At 65.0% G+C, this 19,625-nt stretch carries 21 protein-coding genes; 10 read left to right on the top strand and 11 right to left on the bottom strand.

The window, feature by feature from the left end; translation table 11 throughout:
- Positions 1-96 precede the first annotated feature (96 nt).
- Positions 97-627 (bottom strand): DUF3859 domain-containing protein, encoded by a 531-nt coding sequence (locus U1E69_RS14255; protein ID WP_322245036.1) that lies wholly within the window; start codon positions 625-627, stop codon positions 97-99.
- Between the two features lie 54 nt (positions 628-681).
- Here U1E69_RS14255 and U1E69_RS14250 point away from each other — a divergent pair, with 54 nt between their 5' ends.
- Complete coding sequence (locus U1E69_RS14250; protein WP_322245035.1) at positions 682-1,452, top strand: sulfite exporter TauE/SafE family protein; 771 nt, start codon at positions 682-684, stop codon at positions 1,450-1,452.
- A 76-nt stretch (positions 1,453-1,528) separates the two neighbouring features.
- Here U1E69_RS14250 and U1E69_RS14245 read toward each other — a convergent pair whose 3' ends face one another.
- Entirely contained in the window at positions 1,529-3,127 is a 1,599-nt protein-coding gene (locus U1E69_RS14245; protein ID WP_322245034.1) for a phosphoenolpyruvate carboxykinase, read from the bottom strand.
- A 354-nt stretch (positions 3,128-3,481) separates the two neighbouring features.
- Here U1E69_RS14245 and U1E69_RS14240 point away from each other — a divergent pair, with 354 nt between their 5' ends.
- From U1E69_RS14240 to U1E69_RS14210, 7 genes are read left to right on the top strand one after another with little or no spacing between them, the layout of a single operon-like run.
- Positions 3,482-4,183 (top strand): response regulator transcription factor, encoded by a 702-nt coding sequence (locus U1E69_RS14240; protein ID WP_322245033.1) that lies wholly within the window; start codon positions 3,482-3,484, stop codon positions 4,181-4,183.
- A gap of 12 nt (positions 4,184-4,195) precedes the next feature.
- The gene (locus tag U1E69_RS14235; protein WP_322245032.1) at positions 4,196-5,890 is read left to right on the top strand and encodes a sensor histidine kinase; all 1,695 of its coding nucleotides are present in this window, start codon (positions 4,196-4,198) and stop codon (positions 5,888-5,890) included.
- A complete protein-coding gene (locus U1E69_RS14230; protein ID WP_322245031.1) occupies positions 5,887-6,309 on the top strand; it encodes a serine kinase in 423 nt (140 codons plus the stop codon). Before U1E69_RS14235 ends, U1E69_RS14230 begins: the two co-directional genes overlap by 4 nt.
- 18 nt (positions 6,310-6,327) lie before the next feature.
- Positions 6,328-7,242: an RNase adapter RapZ gene (gene rapZ, locus U1E69_RS14225; protein ID WP_322245030.1), complete on the top strand. Its 915-nt coding sequence runs from the start codon at positions 6,328-6,330 to the stop codon at positions 7,240-7,242.
- Positions 7,239-7,634, top strand: coding sequence for a PTS fructose transporter subunit IIA (locus U1E69_RS14220; protein ID WP_322245029.1), 396 nt, complete (start codon positions 7,239-7,241; stop codon positions 7,632-7,634). Before rapZ ends, U1E69_RS14220 begins: the two co-directional genes overlap by 4 nt.
- 9 nt (positions 7,635-7,643) lie before the next feature.
- Complete coding sequence (locus tag U1E69_RS14215) at positions 7,644-7,913, top strand: HPr family phosphocarrier protein (protein ID WP_322245028.1); 270 nt, start codon at positions 7,644-7,646, stop codon at positions 7,911-7,913.
- 48 nt (positions 7,914-7,961) lie between these two features.
- Positions 7,962-8,846 (top strand): lysophospholipid acyltransferase family protein, encoded by an 885-nt coding sequence (locus tag U1E69_RS14210; RefSeq protein WP_322245027.1) that lies wholly within the window; start codon positions 7,962-7,964, stop codon positions 8,844-8,846.
- 97 nt (positions 8,847-8,943) lie between these two features.
- On the opposite strand, the gene U1E69_RS14205 is transcribed toward U1E69_RS14210, so the two are convergent.
- Positions 8,944-9,408, bottom strand: a complete 465-nt coding sequence (locus U1E69_RS14205) for a DUF1579 domain-containing protein (RefSeq protein WP_322245026.1) — start codon at positions 9,406-9,408, stop codon at positions 8,944-8,946.
- Between the two features lie 11 nt (positions 9,409-9,419).
- Positions 9,420-10,295 carry a 3-hydroxybutyryl-CoA dehydrogenase gene (locus U1E69_RS14200; protein ID WP_322245025.1) on the bottom strand — a complete coding sequence of 292 codons (876 nt, stop codon included), beginning with the start codon at positions 10,293-10,295 and terminating at the stop codon, positions 9,420-9,422.
- 166 nt (positions 10,296-10,461) lie between these two features.
- Between U1E69_RS14200 and U1E69_RS14195 the strand changes: the two genes are divergently transcribed.
- Entirely contained in the window at positions 10,462-11,280 is an 819-nt protein-coding gene (locus U1E69_RS14195; RefSeq protein WP_322245024.1) for a DUF6473 family protein, read from the top strand.
- 66 nt (positions 11,281-11,346) lie between these two features.
- Here the strand turns inward: U1E69_RS14195 and U1E69_RS14190 are convergent, their stop codons facing one another.
- The 6 genes from U1E69_RS14190 to U1E69_RS14165 all read right to left on the bottom strand — a co-directional run bounded on the left by U1E69_RS14190 (position 11,347) and on the right by U1E69_RS14165 (position 15,484).
- Entirely contained in the window at positions 11,347-12,273 is a 927-nt protein-coding gene (locus U1E69_RS14190; RefSeq protein WP_322245023.1) for an electron transfer flavoprotein subunit alpha/FixB family protein, read from the bottom strand.
- Complete coding sequence (locus tag U1E69_RS14185; RefSeq protein ID WP_322245022.1) at positions 12,273-13,034, bottom strand: electron transfer flavoprotein subunit beta/FixA family protein; 762 nt, start codon at positions 13,032-13,034, stop codon at positions 12,273-12,275. The genes U1E69_RS14190 and U1E69_RS14185 overlap by 1 nt, the downstream gene beginning before the upstream one ends.
- Positions 13,035-13,178: 144 nt before the next feature.
- Entirely contained in the window at positions 13,179-13,751 is a 573-nt protein-coding gene (locus U1E69_RS14180) for a cob(I)yrinic acid a,c-diamide adenosyltransferase (RefSeq protein ID WP_322245021.1), read from the bottom strand.
- A gap of 3 nt (positions 13,752-13,754) precedes the next feature.
- Positions 13,755-13,958: a twin transmembrane helix small protein gene (locus U1E69_RS14175; protein WP_322245020.1), complete on the bottom strand. Its 204-nt coding sequence runs from the start codon at positions 13,956-13,958 to the stop codon at positions 13,755-13,757.
- A gap of 104 nt (positions 13,959-14,062) precedes the next feature.
- Positions 14,063-14,893, bottom strand: a complete 831-nt coding sequence (locus U1E69_RS14170) for an SDR family oxidoreductase (RefSeq protein WP_322245019.1) — start codon at positions 14,891-14,893, stop codon at positions 14,063-14,065.
- Positions 14,894-14,917: 24 nt separating this feature from the next.
- A complete protein-coding gene (locus U1E69_RS14165) occupies positions 14,918-15,484 on the bottom strand; it encodes an SH3 domain-containing protein (RefSeq protein WP_322245018.1) in 567 nt (188 codons plus the stop codon).
- Positions 15,485-15,660: 176 nt separating this feature from the next.
- On the opposite strand from U1E69_RS14165, the gene parC reads away from it, so the two are divergent.
- The gene (parC, locus tag U1E69_RS14160) at positions 15,661-17,973 is read left to right on the top strand and encodes a DNA topoisomerase IV subunit A (protein WP_322245017.1); all 2,313 of its coding nucleotides are present in this window, start codon (positions 15,661-15,663) and stop codon (positions 17,971-17,973) included.
- A gap of 84 nt (positions 17,974-18,057) precedes the next feature.
- On the opposite strand, the gene U1E69_RS14155 is transcribed toward parC, so the two are convergent.
- On the bottom strand, positions 18,058-19,416 hold the full coding sequence (locus U1E69_RS14155) for a cytochrome P450 (RefSeq protein WP_322245016.1): 1,359 nt from the start codon (positions 19,414-19,416) through the stop codon (positions 18,058-18,060).
- Positions 19,417-19,625 lie beyond the last annotated feature (209 nt).

Below are 19,625 nucleotides of genomic sequence, written 5' to 3'. Positions count from 1 at the left end.
AGATTCTGCACCTGCGAAGAGGTAGCGCCTTCGCATCCGCAGAGCAACAAGATTTCAAGCAGGATCATCAAGGCGAATGAAAATGTCGCAGGCGATTCACGAGATCGCCCCGCAGGCCTGGGCGATCTGGGGCAGGGTTGCTGGGGGGACGACCTCGAACTCGACCATGTAAAGCCGGGTTTCGCCCGTCCAGGCCTCGAAGCGCCAGGTGCCGGCGATCAGCTCGTCCTCGCGGTCGAAGCGGAAGAAACCGAACTGGTCGGACATGTCGGTGAAGGTCGAGTCCCAGGTTTCGGGGGAAGTGCTTCCGGGCCGGTAGACGCGCATCTCGCCCGAGGCAAAGATGCCGGCGGCCATGCGCGACTTGACCCCGAAGGCCAGTCCGATCTGGGCGGGGACAATACGGGCGTCGGGCCAGTGGAAGTCGATCTCGCCCTCGGGGACATGAAGCCAGCCTGACCGGGTGCCGGGGGCGGGGCGCTGGTTCATCTCTTGCAGGGCGCAGAAGACGCCGACTTTCAACGCGGCGACCGAGGGGGCGGTGACGGGCGGCGCAGGGTCCGCCTTCAGGGGCAGGGCAAGCCAGACAGCAAGGATCAATCCGCGCAGCATTCGATTTTCAACCATCTGTGCTTTCCCGTGCCCGGTGATTGCGCCACAAGGGTTCGGAAAGGGCAAGTCATGTTCGATCTGGTCTCTGGCGGGCTATCTGGACAGGCGTTCGCGGCGGCGCTGACGGTGACGCTGTTCGCGGGCTTCGTGAAGGGCGCGGTGGGCTTTGCCATGCCGATGATCCTGGTCTCGGCTTTCGCGGTGTTTCTGCCGCAAGAGCTGGCGCTGGCGGGGTTGATCCTGCCGACGCTGGTGACGAACATGAGCCAGGCGTTCCGGCAGGGCGTGGGTCCGGCGGCCCGGACGGCGCGGACCTACCGGCGGTTCCTGATCGCGACGGTGATCTGCATCGCCGTCTCGGCGCCCTTTGCGGATGTGATCCCGCGGATGGTCTACCTGCTGATGCTTGGTATCCCGATTACCGCTTTCGCCGCCCTGCAACTGATGGGGCGCAGTCTGGCAATCAAGTTGCACCATCGCGACCGGGCGGAGTGGGGTCTGGGGGTGATCGGCGGGCTTTACGGCGGCGTGTCGGGCATCTGGGGGCCGCCCTTGCTGGTGCTGCTGCTATCGACCGGAGCGGACAAGGTGACGATGGTCCGGGCGCAGGGGGTGGTTTTCCTGATCGGAGCGGTGGCGTTGCTGGCGTCGCACCTGGGGACCGGGATTGCCAATGCACAAAGCCTGGGATTTTCGGCCGCGCTGTGCCTCCCGGCGCTGGTCGGGCTGTACCTGGGCTACGCGGTGCAGGACCGGCTGGACCAGACCCGCTTCCGGCGCTGGACGCAGGGTCTGCTGGTCATCACCGGGCTGAACATGGTCAGGCAGGCGCTTATGTGACCGCTCGTCGTTCGCCTTCGGCGCTCCTCGCTGGAGTTCACCGAGGAGAAGACGAAGTCGCACGACGAGGCGTTGGTCAGCCGATGGCGGCCGCCTTCACGTCGGCGTCGATGAAGGGCACGTATTGGGCGAAGTTCTTCTGGAACATCGCGACCAGCTTGCGGGCCTGCGCGTCATAGGCGTGCGGATCGACCCAGGTGCGGCGCGGGTCAAGCAGGGCATGGGCCACGCCCTCGACCTCGACCGGGACGTCGAAGCCGAAATTTGGGTCCTTACGGAACTCGGCCCCGTTCAGCGAGCCGTCGAGGGCCGCCGCCAGCAGGGCCCGCGTCGCCTTGATCGGCATCCGCTTGCCGGTGCCGTAAGCGCCGCCGGTCCAGCCGGTGTTCACCAGCCAGCACGAGGCACCATGCTTGGCGATCTTGGCTTGCAGAAGCTTGCCGTAAACCTCAGGTCGGCGGGGCATGAAGGGCGCGCCGAAGCAGGTGGAGAAGGTGGGCTGCGGCTCGGTGATGCCACGTTCGGTTCCAGCGGCCTTCGAGGTGAAGCCCGAGAGGAAGTGATACATCGCCTGGGCCGGGGACAGCCGCGCGATGGGGGGGAGCACGCCGAACGCGTCGCAGGTCAGCATGACGACGTGGCGCGGGTGGCCACCAAGGCCGGTGGCGCTGGCGTTCGAAATGGCATCCAACGGATAGGCGCAACGGGTGTTTTCTGTAAGGCTGCGGTTGGAAAAGTCCAATTCCAGCGTCTCGGGGTCGAAGACCATGTTTTCCACCACAGTCGCAAAGCGGTGCGTGGTGGCGTAGATCTCGGGCTCGGCCTCGGGCGACAGGTCGATGGTCTTGGCGTAGCAGCCGCCCTCGAAGTTGAAGATGCCGCGGTCGGACCAGCCGTGTTCATCATCGCCGATCAGCGTGCGGTCGGGCGAGGCGGACAGGGTCGTCTTTCCGGTGCCGGACAGGCCGAAGAACACGGCGGCGTCGACCGGGTTGCCGATGGCGTGGTTGGCGCTGCAGTGCATCGCCATGACGCCCTTTTCGGGCAGAAGGTAGTTCAGGACGGTAAAGACGGCCTTCTTGTTTTCGCCCGCATAGGCGGTGTTGGCGATCAGCACGGTCTTTTCGTCGAAGTTCAGCACGATGGCGGTTTCCGTGCGGGTCCCGTGGCGGGTCGGGTCGGCCTTGAAGGACGGGCAGTTGATGATCGTCCAGTCGGGCGTGAAGCTGTCCAGTTCCTCCCGGTCCGGGCGGCGCAACAGGTGGCGGATGAAGAGGCCATGCCAAGCAAGTTCGGTGACAACGCGGACGTCAAGACGGTGGATCGGGTCGGCCCCGGCGTAAAGGTCCTGGACGACAAGCTCGCGCCCCTGGACGTGGGCCAGCATGTCGGCCTTGAGGGCGGCGTAGGCCTCAACCGTCATGGCGGCGTTGTTGTCCCACCAGATCGTGTCTTCGGTCGCCGCCGTGCGGACCACGAACTTGTCCTTGGGCGAGCGGCCGGTGAACTGGCCCGTCGTGCAGAGGAACGCGCCCCCGCGGCCCAGGCGACCTTCGCCCCGATGAACCGCCGCCTCGACCAAAAGGGACTCGGCATAGTTGTAGTGGGCGACCGCAACACCCGTGATGCCTTGCGTCTCCAGCGTCTGATTGGGGTTCACGCGTCCTTGGGTCATCCTGCAAGCTCCCGTTGCCGCAAATCTGGCGCGGCGGTTCCGAAGGGTCGACATCCGGGCCAATGAATGCCGTGACAGCCCTTGCAAGGGCGGGTCACAACGTGCCTATAGCACGGGAGTTTTGCACAAGAATAGCGCGATTTCAAACGGTTAGCGCAATCATTTTCCCGTTAGCGCCACCATCAGCGTACCAGCGCCGGATGGGGTGGGGAATTGTCGGCAGGATTGGCTAAATTGTCACCCTTGGTCGCATTGTTTCACGGGTGATTCGCTTTTCTGTTGATTATCCCGGTGCAAGTCCCGAAAATCGGCCAAAATAAATAACAGGCAGCAGCAGTTAAGGGAGGCTCGAAGATGTCGCGCATCGCCCTTGTCGACGATGACAGGAACATCCTGACCTCGGTCGCCATGACCCTTGAAGCCGAAGGCTTCGAGGTGGAAACCTACAACGACGGCCAGTCCGCGTTCGAGGCGTTCAGTCGCCGGATGCCGGATATGGCGGTCCTGGATATCAAGATGCCCCGGATGGACGGGATGGATCTGTTGCAGCGGATGCGGCAGAAGACCTCGATCCCGGTGATTTTCCTCACGTCCAAGGACGACGAGATCGACGAGGTCCTGGGTCTGCGGATGGGGGCTGACGACTACGTCAAGAAGCCCTTCAGCCAGCGCCTGCTGGTCGAACGCATCCGCGCGCTGTTGCGCCGGCAGGAGGCGATCAACACCGGCGAGGCTGCGGCCACCGAAGAGACCCGGATGATGGAGCGGGGCGCCTTGCGCATGGACCCCTTGCGCCATTCGGTGACCTGGAAGGGGAAAGAGGTCGCGCTGACGGTGACCGAGTTCCTGCTGCTGCAAGCCCTGGCCCAGCGGCCCGGTTTCGTGAAAAGCCGCGACCAGCTGATGGACGTGGCCTATGACGATCAGGTCTATGTCGACGACCGCACCATCGACAGCCACATCAAGCGCCTTCGCAAGAAGATGCGGTCGGTTGACGACACCTTCTCGGCCATCGAGACGGTGTACGGCATCGGCTACCGCTACAACGAAGAATAACAGCCGCGCGCCATGTCCTCGGCCCCCAGGATCGCCCCCGATGACGTCCGACCCAAGCGGTCGGGCGACGTTCTTTTGGGCGAAGACTGGGTATCGCCCGACGCCACTGTCGAGCGGCTGAAGGAAGGCCGCGGCGGGCGCAGCATCGTCGGGCTGAACCGTTCGCCCATGGCGCGCAAGATCATCGTCTTCAACCTGATGGCGCTGGTCCTTCTTGCCGTGGGGGTTCTGTTCATGAACCCGTTCCGCGACAGCCTGGCCTTGCAGCGGCAACTGGGCATGGTGCGGCAGGCCGAGCTGATCTCGGCCGTCTACGAGGCGCATCTGCGGTCGGGCAACACCGGCTTTGATTTCCGCACGCCGTTGCAGGACATCGAACTGGACCCGGTGCTGGAAGTCTTTGTCTTTGATCCCACTGGGGCGCTGCTGGCGTCGCGGGTGGGGCAGGGGACCGGGACGCTGGTCACTGACCCGGATCAGCCGACGATCCTGACCGACTTCCTGGAAGGTGTCTGGAACATCGTCACGGTGCTGTTCCGCCAGGGCCAGACCGACTGGACCGAGACGATCGACCCCGCCGACAATGCCCGCGCTGCCTTCGAGGGTGCGCGCGGCGGGGATGTGGTGACCCGTGTGACCCGCAACAGCGAGGGCAGCATCTATTTCACCGTCGCCACTCCGATCAGCATCGGCGGGGATCTGGTTGGGGTGGTTGCCGTCACCTCGAACAGCCAGGAGATCGACCGCCTGGTGCGCTATGAGCGGGAACAGATCCTGCAAATGTTCGTGCTGGCCGTGGTGCTGTCGATCAGCCTTAGCCTGATGCTGGCCTCGACAATCTCGAACCCGCTGTCGGACCTTGCGGCGGCGGCGGAAGTGGGCCGTGACCGCGACTCGCGCCGGGTGGCGCCGTCCCGGGTCCGTATTCCCGACCTGGCCGCGCGGCCGGACGAGATTGGCCGGCTGTCGGTCGCCATGCGCGGGATGGTGTCGGCGCTGTACGACCGGATCGACGCCAACGAACAGTTCGCCGCCGATGTGGCGCACGAGATCAAGAACCCGCTGGCGAGCTTGCGATCCGCCGTCGGGTCCTTGCGGTTCGTGAAGAAGGACGAACACCGCGACAAGCTGCTGGACGTGATCGAGCATGACGTGCGGCGTCTGGACCGGCTGGTCAGCGACATCTCCAACGCCTCGCGCCTGGATTCAGAGCTGGTCAAGGAGGAGGAGGAAGAGTTCAACCTTCTCAAGACCCTGTCGAACCTGTGCCAATACCTAAGCCAGCAGGCGGGCGAGAAGGGGGTGGATTTCATCATCGACCTGCCGTCCGACCCGATCGCCATCCACGGGCTTGAGGCGCGGCTGGCGCAGGTCTTCGTGAACCTGGTGACCAACGCAATCTCCTTCTGCGAGGATGGCGATGCCGTGCGTGTCTGGGCGCGCAGGCGCGAAAACCGCGTGCTGATCGTGGTCGAGGATACCGGCCCCGGCATCCCGGAACAGGCGCTGACCAAGGTCTTCAAGCGCTTCTACTCTGAACGCCCGCAGGCCGACTTTGGCAAGCATTCCGGCCTTGGCCTGGCGATCTCCAAGCAGATCGTCGAGGCGCATGGCGGGGTGATCTGGGCCGAGAACATCCGTCCCACCGCCGCCGATCCGACCTCGGAGCCCTTGGGCGCGCGGTTCGTCGTCGGCTTGCCGGTGTGACCGGCGAAACCCTGCACGCCACGGCTGTTGCCGTCGACGGACGCGGTCTGCTGATCCTGGGGCCGTCGGGTGCGGGCAAGTCGTCGCTGGCGCTGCGGCTTCTGTCGCTGGGGGCTGTCCTTGTGTCGGACGATCAGACGCGGGTCGCCGTGGTTGGTGAGGACCTGTCAGCCACCTGTCCCAACCCGGACCTGGCCGGCCTGATCGAGGTGCGCGGCGTGGGCATCCTGCGCGCGCCGGCACAGCCCGACGCTGTGGTCAGCCTGGTCGTCGACCTGGGACAGCCCGAGCCGGACCGCCTGCCGCCGCGCCGCGAGGTCACAATCCTGGGAATTCGGCTTCCCCTTGTGCTGCATCCGCAGAATGACCATTTCCCCGACGCCCTGATGCTTTATCTTCGACACGGTCGTCAGGCTTGACGTTCGCCTGGAATCCGCATGACACCCGACACGACCCATGATCACCGCCTTGTCTTCGTCACCGGCCCCTCGGGTGCCGGGCGCACGACAGCAATCCGCGTGCTGGAGGATCTGGGGTACGAGGGGATCGACAACATCCCGCTGTCACTGGTCCCCCGTCTGGTCGAGGGCGCGCCGCTGGACCGGCCCATCGTCCTGGGGCTGGACGTGCGCAACCGTGACTTCAACGCCACGGCCCTGATCGAGCTGATCGACAGCCTGACCCGCGACCCCCACGTGCAGCTTGAGGTGCTGTATCTGGACTGCGCACCCGGCGTCCTGATCCAGCGCTATTCCGAGACCCGCCGCCGCCATCCGCTGGCCCCGAACGAGACCCCGGCGCAAGGGATCGAGCGCGAGATCGACCTTCTGGCCCCGATCCGGGTTCGCGCCGACCACCTGATCGACACGACGGACCTGACGCAGCACGACCTCAAGGCCGAACTCGCGGCGATCTTCGACATAACGCCGTCGGGGCGGCTGTCCGTCTCGGTCCAGTCCTTCAGCTACAAGCGGGGGACCCCGCGCGGGATGGACATGATCTTCGACTGCCGCTTCCTGGCGAATCCCCATTGGCAGCCCGCGCTGCGCCCGCTGGATGGCCGCGATCCTGCGGTCGAAGCCTTCGTCCGCAACGATCCGCGCTTTGACGAGTTCTTCCGGAAGGTGAGCGATCTGATCCTGTTTCTGCTTCCGGCCCACCTGGCCGAGGGCAAGGCCCACCTCGCCATCGGCTTTGGCTGCACCGGAGGGCAACACAGGTCGGTCGCGATGGCCGAAATGGTCGGTAAGGCGCTTGCAGAGGCGGGCTGGCCGGTGTCAAAACGGCACCGGGAACTGGAACGCAAGGCTGCAGTCCATGAGCCCCAGGCAATGAAGGTAGCAGGCGCTTGATCGGTATCGTGATCGTGGCACATGGCGGTCTGGCGCGGGAATATCTCTCGGCGGTGGAACATGTCGTCGGCCGCCAGGACGGGGTCCGCGCGATCTCGATCGAGGACGACCACGACCGCAGCGCCAAACAGGCGGAAATCTGCGATGCCGCCGATTCCGTGGACACCGGGCATGGGGTGGTGCTGGTGACCGACATGTTCGGCGGCTCGCCGTCCAACCTGTCGCTTCCGGCCTGCGCGACCTCGGGGCGGCGCATCCTGTACGGGGCCAACCTGCCGATGCTGATCAAGCTTGCCAAATCGCGCGATCTGGGTGTTCCTGAGGCCGTGGCGGCTGCACTGGACGCGGGGCGCAAGTATATCAACAGCCTCGACCTCGGCGGCGGGGCTTAAGGGAACTCAATGACCAGCCGCACTTTCCGGATCGTCAACGAAAAGGGCCTGCATGCCCGGGCCAGCGCCAAGTTCGTCGAAGTGGTCGAGGCGCACGAGGCCCGTGCCGCCGTCACCAAGGACGGGATGGAGGTTTCGGGCGATTCGATCATGGGCCTGCTGATGCTGGGCGCCTCACGCGGGACCACGATTGACGTCACGACCAGTGGCGACGAAGCGGAGAAACTCGCCGATGCGCTGGAAGCGCTGGTTGCGGCCCGCTTCGGAGAGGATTATTGAGCAGATATGTCCGGACGCGTGCCGGGCACTGCCGGGGATAGCCGCTTAGTGACAGACCACAGCCAGATCGCCACCGAGACGCCGTCGTCTGCGGCCGGTCGGGCTGACCGCCAGTATGACATGCGGCGGCTGTCCTATGCCGGGACGTTCAAGAATCCGTGGAAAGCCGGGACGATCCGCGCGCTGGAATGGCTGACCGCGAAGGTCCAGCTTCTGCGCCTGATCCGCAGCTTTGAAAAATCCGGCGCCCCGCACGGCGCGCCGTTCTGGCCCAAGGCGATCCGCCATATGGGCATCACGATCCAGACCCCGCCCGAAGAGATTGCCCTGATCCCGCCGACCGGCCCCCTGGTCGTGGTGTCGAACCACCCCTCGGGCCTGGTGGACGGCATGGTCCTGGCCGAGATGGTCAACCGCGTGCGGTCCGACTTCAAGATCCTGACCCGCTCGCTTTTGACCGGCATCCCCGAGGTCGAGGAGTTCATGATCCCCGTCCCCTTCCCGCACGAGGACAACGCGCGCGAGTTGGGCCTGCAGATGCGGGAAGAGACCTTGGCGCACCTCAAGGCCGGAGGGGTGATCATCCTGTTCCCGGCAGGCAAGGTCGCGATGAGCCCCGGCTGGTGGGGCCCGGCGGTGGAAGCGGAGTGGAACGTCTTCACCCACAAGATCGTCAAGTCCACCGGGGCGACGATTCTGCCGATCTACTTCCCCGGCCAGAACTCCCGCCTGTTCCAGATCGCCAACCAGGTGTCGGACACCGTGCGGCAGGGGTTGCTGCTGTACGAGATCAAGCGCTGCCTGTTCAAGCCGACCCGCCCCGTGATCGGTGCGCCGATCCCGGCGGAGGAGCTGAAGAAGTGGGAAGGCAACCCGAGGGGGTTCCTGGCCTGGCTGCGGGAGCATACGCTGGGTTTGAAGGACAAAGCGTAGAGTGGGTGGCAACCCACCGTCTGCTCTGACCATTCCGCGCCGGATGGTGGGTTTCACCCATCCTACTTGCTGATCAGCCCTGCGCTCTCTGGGACGTCTATCTCCGACGAAAGTCCATCGTCCAGTTCGTTTCCCACGTCAGGCCGCCATCCAGAGACATTGCCTGCTCCCAGCGAGGAACTGGCGTATCCGTCGCCAGCCAGAGAAACCGAACCAGAACAGGCCGACCATTCAGGGAATCCTCGGCCAGAAAACTGCCGACGCCCTTCTCGAACTTTCCCACAACCGGAACATCCAGATGATGCGGGTTGTTCGAGGAAAGCCACCAGATCGCCCAGTTTCCGGTCTTGGCATCGAATGAACGTATTGCGATTGCGCGGTACGTCCCGCTTGGAAAGTCGATGATGTTGTCTTCAATGTTGCCGCAGCCGCCCAGAACGTGACGGGTCGTCGAGCTTCCATCGAACTCTTCCCAGTCGTTGCAGCCGACAAGTCTTTCCTTAAGGCGGCGATGTCGAACAAGCCAATCGCCGATCTCGAAGTCGAAGTCCGAAGACATCATCTGGCGTTCCCCTAACGCGTCGGCACCGGCACTTCGCCCCGGTAATCATAGAACCCCCGCTGCGTCTTCCGCCCCAGCCAACCGGCCTCGACATACTTCGTCAGCAGAGGACAAGGCCGGTACTTGGTATCCGCCAGCCCCTCGTGCAACACGTTCATGATCGAGAGACACGTATCCAGCCCGATGAAATCCGCAAGTTCCAGCGGCCCCATCGGGTGGTTCGCGCCCAGTTTCAGCGACTCGTCGATCGACTTCACCGAGCCGACCCCTTCGTACAGCGTATAGACCGCCTCGTTGATCATCGGCATCAGGATGCGGTTGACGATGAAGGCCGGGAAATCCTCGGAGCTGGAGGCGGTCTTGCCCAGTTTCCGCACCACCTCGTGCAGCGTTTCCCAGGTCTCCTGATCGGTCGCGATGCCGCGGATCAGTTCGACCAGCTGCATCACTGGCACCGGGTTCATGAAGTGGAAGCCCATGAACTTTTCCGGCCGGTCGGTGCGGCTGGCCAGCCGGGTAATGGAAATCGACGAGGTGTTCGAAGTCAGGATCGTCGTCGGCTTCAGGTGCGGCAGCAGGTCCTCGAAGATCGCCTGCTTGACCGTCTCGCGTTCGGTGGCGGCCTCGATGATCAGGTCGCACTGGCCAAGGTCCGACAGCTTCAGCGTGGTCTTGATCCGCTCCATCGCTGCGCGTTTGTCGGCGGGCATGACCTTCCCGCGTGAGACCTGGCGTTCGATGTTCTTCTCGATGGTGGCGAGGGCCTTCGCCAGACCTTCTTCCGAGATGTCGTTGATCAGCACGTCATAGCCCGCCAAGGCGAAGACATGCGCGATCCCGTTGCCCATCTGCCCGGCGCCCACGACGCCCACCAGCTTGATCTCCATCGCCTGCACCTCTCGTCTGACGCCTTCGCTTATGCCCCGTGGGTATCGCCCGCGCAAGGCGGGGGGAAATGCCTAGACCTTTAGCCATCCGCCCGATTTTAGCCATTCGGCAACCACCATCCGGCAGGCTTTGCGGCGGGTAGACTGAGAAATGGGTGGTGGGATGATGTCGATTCCGGCGGAAGCAGGGGGGCTGGATTACTTTCCGTGCCGTTATGGCGCGTCGAAGGCCGTGTTCCGGGGGCCGAAGCGCGATCTGACGCAGCCCTATGTGGCGGTGCTGGGCGGCTCGCCCACCTTCGGGAAATACGTGGCGCGGCCCTATCCGGCGCTGGTCGAGGCGGCGCTGGGCCGTCCGGTCGCCAATCTGGCGGGGCTGAATGCCGGACCGGACTTCTACCTGTCCGACCCCGCCGCATTGGACATCGCAGGCCGTGCCCAGGTGGCCGTGGTGCAGGTCACAGGGGCCGAGGCGCTGTCGAACCCGTTTTACAGCGTCCACAGCCGCCGCAACGACCGCTTCCTGGTGGCGATGCCGGACCTGCGCGCGCTGTTTCCGCAGGTGGACTTCACCGACATCCATTTCACCCGCCACCTTCTGCAGGTGCTGGAGCGGAGCGATGCCCAGGCCCATGCGCAGGTGGTGGTGGTCCTGAAGCAGGCCTGGCTCGACAGGATGCGCCGTCTGATGGCGCGGTTGCCACGGCGGCGCATTCTGTTGTGGGTCGCCGATGCGGGACCACCGCTGCGCGCCGAAACCTTGGACCCGGCGCCGCCCTTCATCGACCGGGCGATGCTGGATGCGCTGCGGCCCGAGGTTTCGGACCTGGTCCTGGCCACGCCAAGCCCGGGCGCCCGGGCGCTGCAGCCCCTGGACATGACCTACCCAGAGACCGAGGCCGCTCAGGCCGCCTGCCTGCCCGGGGCTGCAGTGCATGCCGAGGTGGCAGAACGTCTGCTGCCCGCCTTGCAGCGGCTGATGTGAAAAGGGCCACCCGAAGGCGGCCCTTTGATGCCATGCGTAGGGTGGGCGAAATCGCCCACCTTACGCTCAGAGCTTTTCGATCAGTTCCGGCACGGCGGTGAACAGGTCGGCGACAAGGCCATAGTCGGCGACCTGGAAGATCGGTGCCTCTTCGTCCTTGTTGATCGCGACGATGACTTTGCTGTCCTTCATCCCCGCAAGGTGCTGGATCGCGCCCGAGATGCCGACGGCGACATACAGATCCGGCGCCACGACCTTGCCGGTCTGACCGACCTGCCAGTCGTTCGGCGCGTAGCCACTGTCGACCGCCGCACGGGATGCCCCGACAGCCGCGTTCAGCTTGTCCGCCAGCTTCTCGATCAGCGCGAAGTCGGACTGCGAGCCGACCCCACGTCCGCCCGAGACGACGATCCCGGCCGAGGTCAGTTCCGGACGGTCCGAGGACGCAACCTTGTCCTCGACCCAGGCCGACATCCCGCCATCGACCGTAGCCGAGACCTTCTCGACCGGGGCGTTGCCGCCCTTGCCCGCCGCGTCAAAGGTCGCGGTCCGCACGGTCAGCACTTTCTTCGCGTCCGAGGTCTTGACCGTCTGGATCGCGTTCCCGGCATAGATCGGGCGGTCGAAGGTCGCGGCGTCATGCACCGCCAGCACCTCGGAGATCACCATCACGTCCAGCATCGCCGCCACGCGCGGCAGGACCGACTTCGACAGGGCACCCGAGGGGGCGACGATATGCTCATAATCGCCGGCCAGCGACACGACCAGCGCGGCGGTGGGTTCGGACATGCCGTGGCAATAGGCGTGATCATCGGCGAACAGCACCTTCGCCACGCCGTCCAGCGTCGCCGCCTCGGCCGCGGCGGCATCACCGCCCGTGCCTGCGACCAGCACCGTCACCGGCCCCAGAGATTTCACCGCCGTCAGGGTCTTGGCGACCTGGTCGGTCGCCAGTTTCCCGTCAACAACATCGGCAAGAAGAAGAACGGCCATCAGAGCACCCCCGCTTCGTCTTTGAGTTTCGCGATCAGTTCAGCGACCGAGCCGACCTTGACGCCAGCCTTGCGCCCCGCCGGTTCCACGGTCTTCACCACGGACAGGCGCGGTGCGACGTCCACGCCGTAATCGGCCGGGGTCTTGGTCGCCAAGGGCTTGGCCTTGGCCTTCATGATGTTCGGCAGCGAGGCATAGCGCGGCTCGTTCAGGCGCAGGTCGACGGTGATGATCGTCGGCATCTTGACGGTGATCGTCTGAAGACCGCCGTCAACTTCCCGAGTGACCTTGGCGCTGTCGCCTTCAATGGCGACTTCAGAGGCGAAGGTCGCCTGCGACCAGCCCAGCAGCGCGGCCAGCATCTGGCCCGTCGCGTTCATGTCATTGTCGATGGCCTGCTTGCCGCAGAGCACCAGGCCCGGAGCCTCTTCCTTCACTACGGCAGCCAGCAGTTTCGCGACGGCCAAGGGTTCGATGTCGACATGCACGTTGTCGGTGGCCTCGATCAGGATCGCACGATCCGCGCCCATCGCCAGCGCATTGCGCAGCGTTTCCTGGGACTGCTTGACGCCGATGGAGACGACGACAACCTCGGTAGCGATGCCCTTTTCCTTCAGGCGGATCGCCTCTTCCACGGCAATCTCGTCGAAGGGGTTCATCGACATCTTGACGTTGGCCAGGTCAACCCCCGACCCGTCCGCCTTCACCCGCACCTTCACGTTGTAGTCGATCACCCGCTTGACCGGGACCAGAACCTTCATGGCCGCACTCCTCTTCGACGCGCCGCAATAGGCGCACAAGCTCTCGCCCGCCTGTTACCGGATCGGCAAACGTCGCAACAGAGCAAATACGACAGGTTGGCGCGACGCGACGCCGCGTTTTGATCGTGTGGGCCGATCAGGCGGTCAACGCGTCAGACCAGGGACCCAAAGGACGTCATCCTTGCCGTCGTTGTTGGCAATCCGGCCCGCAACGAAGAACCAGTCCGACAGGCGGTTGAGATAGCGGACGGCCTCGGGGTTCACGTCCTCCATCGTCGCGGTTTCCACCACCAGACGCTCGGCCCGGCGGCAGACGGTGCGGCAGAGGTGGAGTTGGGCCGCAAGAACCGAGCCACCCGGCAGGATGAAGCTGCGCAAGGGCGTCAGTTTGGTGTTCATCGCGTCGATCTCGGCTTCCAGCCGCAGGACCTGGCCTTCGATCATCCGCAGTGGCGTGTAGCTCAGCGTCGGGTCCAGGTGCCGGTCCGGCGTGCACAGGTCGGCCCCAAGGTCGAAGAGGTCGTTCGAGATGCGCTTCAGCGCATCGGCCATGTCGCCGGTCGCGTGCAGGCGGGCAAGGCCGACGGTGGCGTTCGTCTCATCCACGGTTCCGTAAGCCGAAACCCGGATCGAGTGCTTTGCGACCCGCGCGCCGTTGCCCAGAGCGGTTTCCCCGGCATCGCCGGTCTTGGTGTAGATTTTCGACAGAACGACCATGATTTACCCTTTCGACCGCAGCCAGGCGAAGCCGGCAATCACCACCACGGCCACAAACTGCACCCCAAGCCGCCAGCGCATGATCTTGTTGGCGTTACGCTTGTTGAACTCACCACCCTTGGCGAAGGTGCCGATCCCGAACAAGAGGATCGCCAGCACCAGCAGGCAGGCGACGAGGGCGAAGATGACAAGCGGGTCGGAAAACATGGCTGCACTCCCTTTCAGCCCCATCTAGGCGCGCCGATGCCAAACGCGAAGCCAAATTTCTTGAGTAAGAAATTTGCCAAGAATTTTACTAAAAATTCTTGGAGTTACCCCTTGGCGATCAGCCAGTCCAAGGCTCGGGTCGGCAACACTCGACGCAAGGCCCCCATCAGATAGGTCGGCGTCGTCACATAATACCGCGCCTTTGGGCGTTTTGCTTCGAGCGCGTGGATCAGCTTGGTGGTGACCGCCTCGGGGCCCAGCTCGAAGGCGTCCTTCTTCGTCTTCACTCCGTAAAGCCGCCCGCGCAGGGTCACGTACTGCTCGCGCCGGGCCGAGTTTTCCCAGTCCACCCACTTTTCAAAGTGCGGCACGGCATTGGCGCGAATCCTTGTCGCGATGGGGCCGGGCTCGATCAGGATGATGTCGATGCCCGTTCCCCGCATCTCGATCCGAAGGACATCGGTCAGCCCTTCCATCGCGAACTTGGTGGCGACATAGGCTCCGCGCCAGGTGGCACCGACAAGGCCCAGGACCGATGAGCAGTTGACGATCCGCCCATGACCTTGCGCGCGCATCACCGGAATCACCCGGCGTGTCAGGTCGTGGTAGCCGAAAAGGTTGGTCTCGAAGATTTCCCGCAGGGCGCCGCGTGGCAGGTCTTCGACCGCACCCGGACAGGCAAAGGCGCCGTTGTTGTACAGCGCGTCGAGGGTCCCGCCGGTGCGGTGCAAAGTCTCGGCCACCGCCGCCTCGATGCTGGCTTCGTCCGCATAGTCCAGCCGGAAACTTTCCAGCCCTTCACCCCGCAGCCTTTCGCAGTCAGCGTCCTGGCGGCAGGTCGCGAAGACACGCCAGCCGCGCGCCTGCAACCCCCGCGCAGCGTCAAGACCGATGCCCGAAGAGCAACCGGTGATCAGGATCGAACGTTGCGTCATCAATGGCTCCGGGCACGCGGCCCGTCACGGAGCCTCGGCGCTGAGGTAGCGCATCGCGACGAAGCCTTCCACCCCGTCGCCCTGGATCACGATCCGGGCCCAGTCGCCACCGACGGCCTGCACCACCAGCGTCGCCTCGCCCGAGGCAAGCTTGCCCACCACTTCGGCCTCGGTCGACGGCTCGGCCCGGACGTTCACCGAGTTGGCGGTGACGTACCAGATCGTGCCCTCACCCCCGGCTGCGACTTCCGGCTGGGGGGCTTCGGCGGCGGCGGGCGGGGTTTCGTTGCCGACGGAGGATAGCGAAAAGACGGGCTCAGCCACGGCTGTCACCAGCTTGCGGTCGGGTTCGACGTAGGGCGCGGGTTCGACAGAAGGCGCAGGTTGGACGGCAGCTACGACCGGCGCAGCCTCTTCCACCGGAGCCGAGGCGGCCAGTTCGGCCACCGGCTCGGCTGCGGCGCGCGACGCGACCGGCTGCGATTCGGAACCGCCAACCGTTTCGGGCTGCACCTTCTTGGCTGCTGCCGCAGCAAGCCCGGGGCGCATCTGGCCACGGTCTTCTCCGGCAATCATCAGGGCGGCGAACATGCCGATACAAAGAAGCAACGTGAGGCGAAGCATGAAGGAATCCGTTTCTGTCGTTGGCGCGGTCTTAGCACAGCCGCCTTACGGGAGTGTAAGAAAAATGCACAACTGCCGCTTTGGTTCCGTAGCCCCGGGATTGCCATCTGGACCCGTGCCCGGCTTTTCCCTACACCACATGCATGAGCGTTGATGACGATGAGCCCAAGATCGAGGGTCCGCAGGGCCTGACCACCTCGGAACCCCTCTCCCGCGCGATCGGAGAGCGGTATCTGACCTATGCGCTGTCGACGATCATGCATCGGGCCTTGCCCGACGCGCGGGACGGCTTGAAGCCGGTCCACCGGCGAATCCTCTGGGCGATGCGGCGGCTGCGGCTGACGCCGACGGGGGGGTTCCTGAAGTCGGCCAAGATCGCGGGCGACACGATGGGGGATTTCCACCCGCACGGCGACTCCGCGATCTACGACGCGATGGCGCGGCTCGCTCAGGATTTCAACATGCGCTACCCACTGGTGGACGGGCAGGGCAACTTCGGCAACATCGACGGCGATAACCCGGCGGCCAGCCGGTACACCGAGGCCCGCGTCACGGCCGCCGCCGAGGCGTTGATGGAGGGCATCGACGAGACTGCCGTTGATTTCCGCCCGAACTACGACGGCCGTCTGGAAGAGCCGGTGGTGTTGCCGGCCGCCTTCCCGAACCTTCTGGCCAACGGCTCCAGCGGCATCGCGGTGGGCATGGCCACGAACATCCCGCCGCACAACCTGGACGAGCTGATCGACGGCTGCCAGGCCTTGCTGGCTGACCCCGGCCTGACCGACGAGGCGCTGGTCGCCCTGGTTCCCGGCCCTGACTTCCCAACCGGCGGTGTGATTGTCGAACCCCGCGAATCGATCCTGGAGGCCTACAGGACAGGTCGCGGCGCTTTTCGCACCCGCGCCAAGTGGGAGGTCGAGGATCTGGGCCGCGGCACCTGGCAGATCGTTGTCACCCAGATCCCGTTCCAGGTGCAGAAGTCGAAGCTGATCGAGAAGCTGGCCGAGCTTATCCAGATCAAGAAGGTCCCGCTTCTGGCCGACGTCCGCGACGAGAGCGCCGAGGACATCCGTCTGATCCTGGAACCCCGCGCCCGCAACGTCGACCCGGACGTGCTGATGGGCAGCCTCTTCAAGAACTCCGACCTTGAGGTGCGGTTCTCGCTGAACATGAACGTGCTGATTGACGGCAAGGTGCCGAAGGTCTGCTCGCTGAAGGAAGTGCTGCGTGCGTTCCTGGACCACCGCCGCGACGTCTTGCGGCGGCGCAGCCTGCACCGGATCGAGAAGATCGATGCGCGGCTGGAAGTGCTGGAAGGCCTGCTGATCGCCTTCCTGAACCTCGACCGCGTGATTGACATTATCCGATACGACACTGACCCAAAGGCCGCGTTGATGGCCGAAGATTGGTCAAAATCGCACATCCGGGCGATGTCGGAAAAGGACTACCAGCCGCCCGCCAAGGGGCAGGGCGTGCTGACCGAGGTCCAGGCCGAGGCGATCCTGAACATGCGGCTGCGCAGTTTGCGGCGGCTTGAGGAGATGGAGCTGAACGCCGAGCGCGACGCGCTGCGGAAGGAACGCGCCGATCTGGCCGACCTGCTGGACAGCGACCGCCGCCAGTGGAAGCGGATCGGCAAGGAACTGGATGAGGTCCGCAAGCTGTACGGCAAGGGCACCATTCTGGGCGCCCGCCGCACCCAGTTTGCCGACGCGAACGAGATCGAGGATATCCCCTACGAGGCGATGATCGACCGGGAACCGATCACCGTGATCTGCTCGAAGATGGGCTGGATCCGGGCGATGAAGGGCCATGTCGATCTGGGCGCCGAGCAGAAGTTCAAGGATGGTGACGGTCCGCGCTTTGCCTTCCATGCCGAGACGACGGACAAGATCCTTCTCGTCGCCGAGAATGGCCGTTTCTTCACGCTTCTGGGTGCGAACCTGCCTGGCGGGCGCGGGATGGGCGAACCTGTCCGTCTGATGGTCGATCTGCCGAACGACACCGGGATCACCGACCTTCTGATCTATCGGGCGGGGCAGAAGTACCTGCTGGCGTCCAGCGCGGGAGACGGGTTCATCGTCCCGTCCGAGGAACTTCTGGCCCAGACCAAGGCCGGGAAGGCCGTCCTGACCACCCGCGAAGGCGTCAAGACCGCCGTCTGCGTTGCCGTTGCGGGGGACACGATTGCCGTGGTCGGCGACAACCGCAAGATGCTGGTTTTCCCGCTGCTGGAGCTGCCGGAAATGGCCAAGGGCAAGGGTGTCCGGTTGCAAAAGTACAAGGATGGGGGTCTGTCCGACGCCATCACCTTCAACAAGGCCGATGGTCTGTCGTGGAAGGACCCTGCTGGTCGGACCCGGACCGAGACCGATCTTCTGGAATGGACCGGGGCGCGGGCAACGGCAGGCAAGATGGCCCCGAGAGGATTCCCAAGGGACAACAGGTTCACCTGAACCGCCGCTCGTCGATGACTTTGTCACTCCTCGCTGACGGTGCCCTTCCGAGGAGAAGACGAAGTCGCACGACGAGGGTTGCTGTCAGGTCCGCTCCACCTTCAGCCAGACCCCACCTTCGGGCCGCAGCGTCAGGATCATCACCGGCTTCGGGGTCTTCCCCGGAACCGGCGTGAACCGGAACCGGGCCAGCAGGGTGGCCAGCACGATCACCGCCTCTTGCAGGGCGAAAGACGCGCCGATGCAGATGCGGGGGCCGTCGCCGAAGGGCAGGTACTGAAAGCGCGGCACGGCCTTGGGGTCGGCGAAGCGGTCGGGGCGGAAGGCGTCGGGGTCGTCCCAGAGGAGGCGATGCCGGTGCAGCGCATAGATCGGCAGGATCACCGTGTCGCCGGGGCGGACCTCACGGCCAGAGAGGGTGTCGGCGGCCATTGCCGTGCGCGACAGAAAGGCGGCGGGGGGGTACATCCGCAGCGTCTCGTCCACGATCCGGCGCACGAGGGGCAGGCGCGCGACATCGGCAACGGTCGCCGAGCGGTCGCCCAGCACTGCCTGCGCTTCCTCCCGCGCGGCCGCCTGCATGGCGGGGTCGAAGGCGCAGAGGTAGAGCGCCCAGCTGAGCGTCAGCGCGGTCGTCTCATGTCCCGCGACGATGAAGGTCAGCAGGTTGTCGCGGAGTTCCGCCGTGGTCATCTGCCGCCCGCTTTCGGGGTCGGATCCGGCCATCAACAGGTCCAGAAGGTCCGGCGTCGGCTTCGCGCCTTCGGCCTTTCGCGCCTCGATGGCACGGTCGGCCAGCCGCTTCGTCTCACGCATTGCCGACCCGGTGAACAGCCGGTTTGGACGTGGCACCCAGGGCGGCGCGCCGAGGACGTCCAGCAGGGACACCTTCGCCGTCGCCCCGATATACTGCTCGATGGCGTCATGCACCGACGCCCGGTCGAACCCCGACCCATCCGAGAACGTGACGTCGGCGATGACCTCGAAGGTCGCCGTCACCATTTCGTCAAACAGGTCCGCCGCCCGCCCCACGGCCCTGTCCAGCCGTGCGACCGAGCGTTCCGCCGCAGCCGTCATCACCGGCCCCAAGGCGCTGACGTTGCGGTGCGAGAACACCGGGGCGGCGGTCCGGCGCTGCCACATCCACTGCGCGCCCTCGGCCACGAAGAGGCTGTCGCCGATGGCGGGTTCCAGGATCAGCTTCGTCACCACCGATTTCGGATAGTCGTCCACTTTGTCGCGCAGCACCTGCTTCAGGCCTTCGGGGTCCATCAGCATGTGCCAGCGCTTGCCGGTGCGGCCCGACAGGATCGGCACCCGTGTCGCCATTTCGGGGATCAGTTCCAGCACGTTGCGTTGGGCGGCGCGGAAGCTGGCCCACACCCCCATCGGTTCGGTGTGCAGGGGAACGCGGGCGGGCAGGGGGGAGGGGGAATCCAGCATTATCCTGGAAACATAGGGCGTCCGGGTCCGTCGGCAAAGCGCGCCCATGCCGCAGGCCCCGGGCTTCGGGCCAATCAGGCTTGAATTTCCCGCCCCGCCAAGCTAAGTCGCCGCCCGTGTAATCTCGGGCCCCGCTTCGGCCCGATCAGGACAAGGGCGGAATTCGCAATGGGCAAGGCAAAGTTTGAACGCAACAAGCCGCACGTCAA

It is taken from the genome of Tabrizicola sp., assembly GCF_034366665.1.
GTDB lineage: Bacteria > Pseudomonadota > Alphaproteobacteria > Rhodobacterales > Rhodobacteraceae > Tabrizicola.
This window is presented reverse-complemented; position numbering and strand designations above follow the sequence as displayed.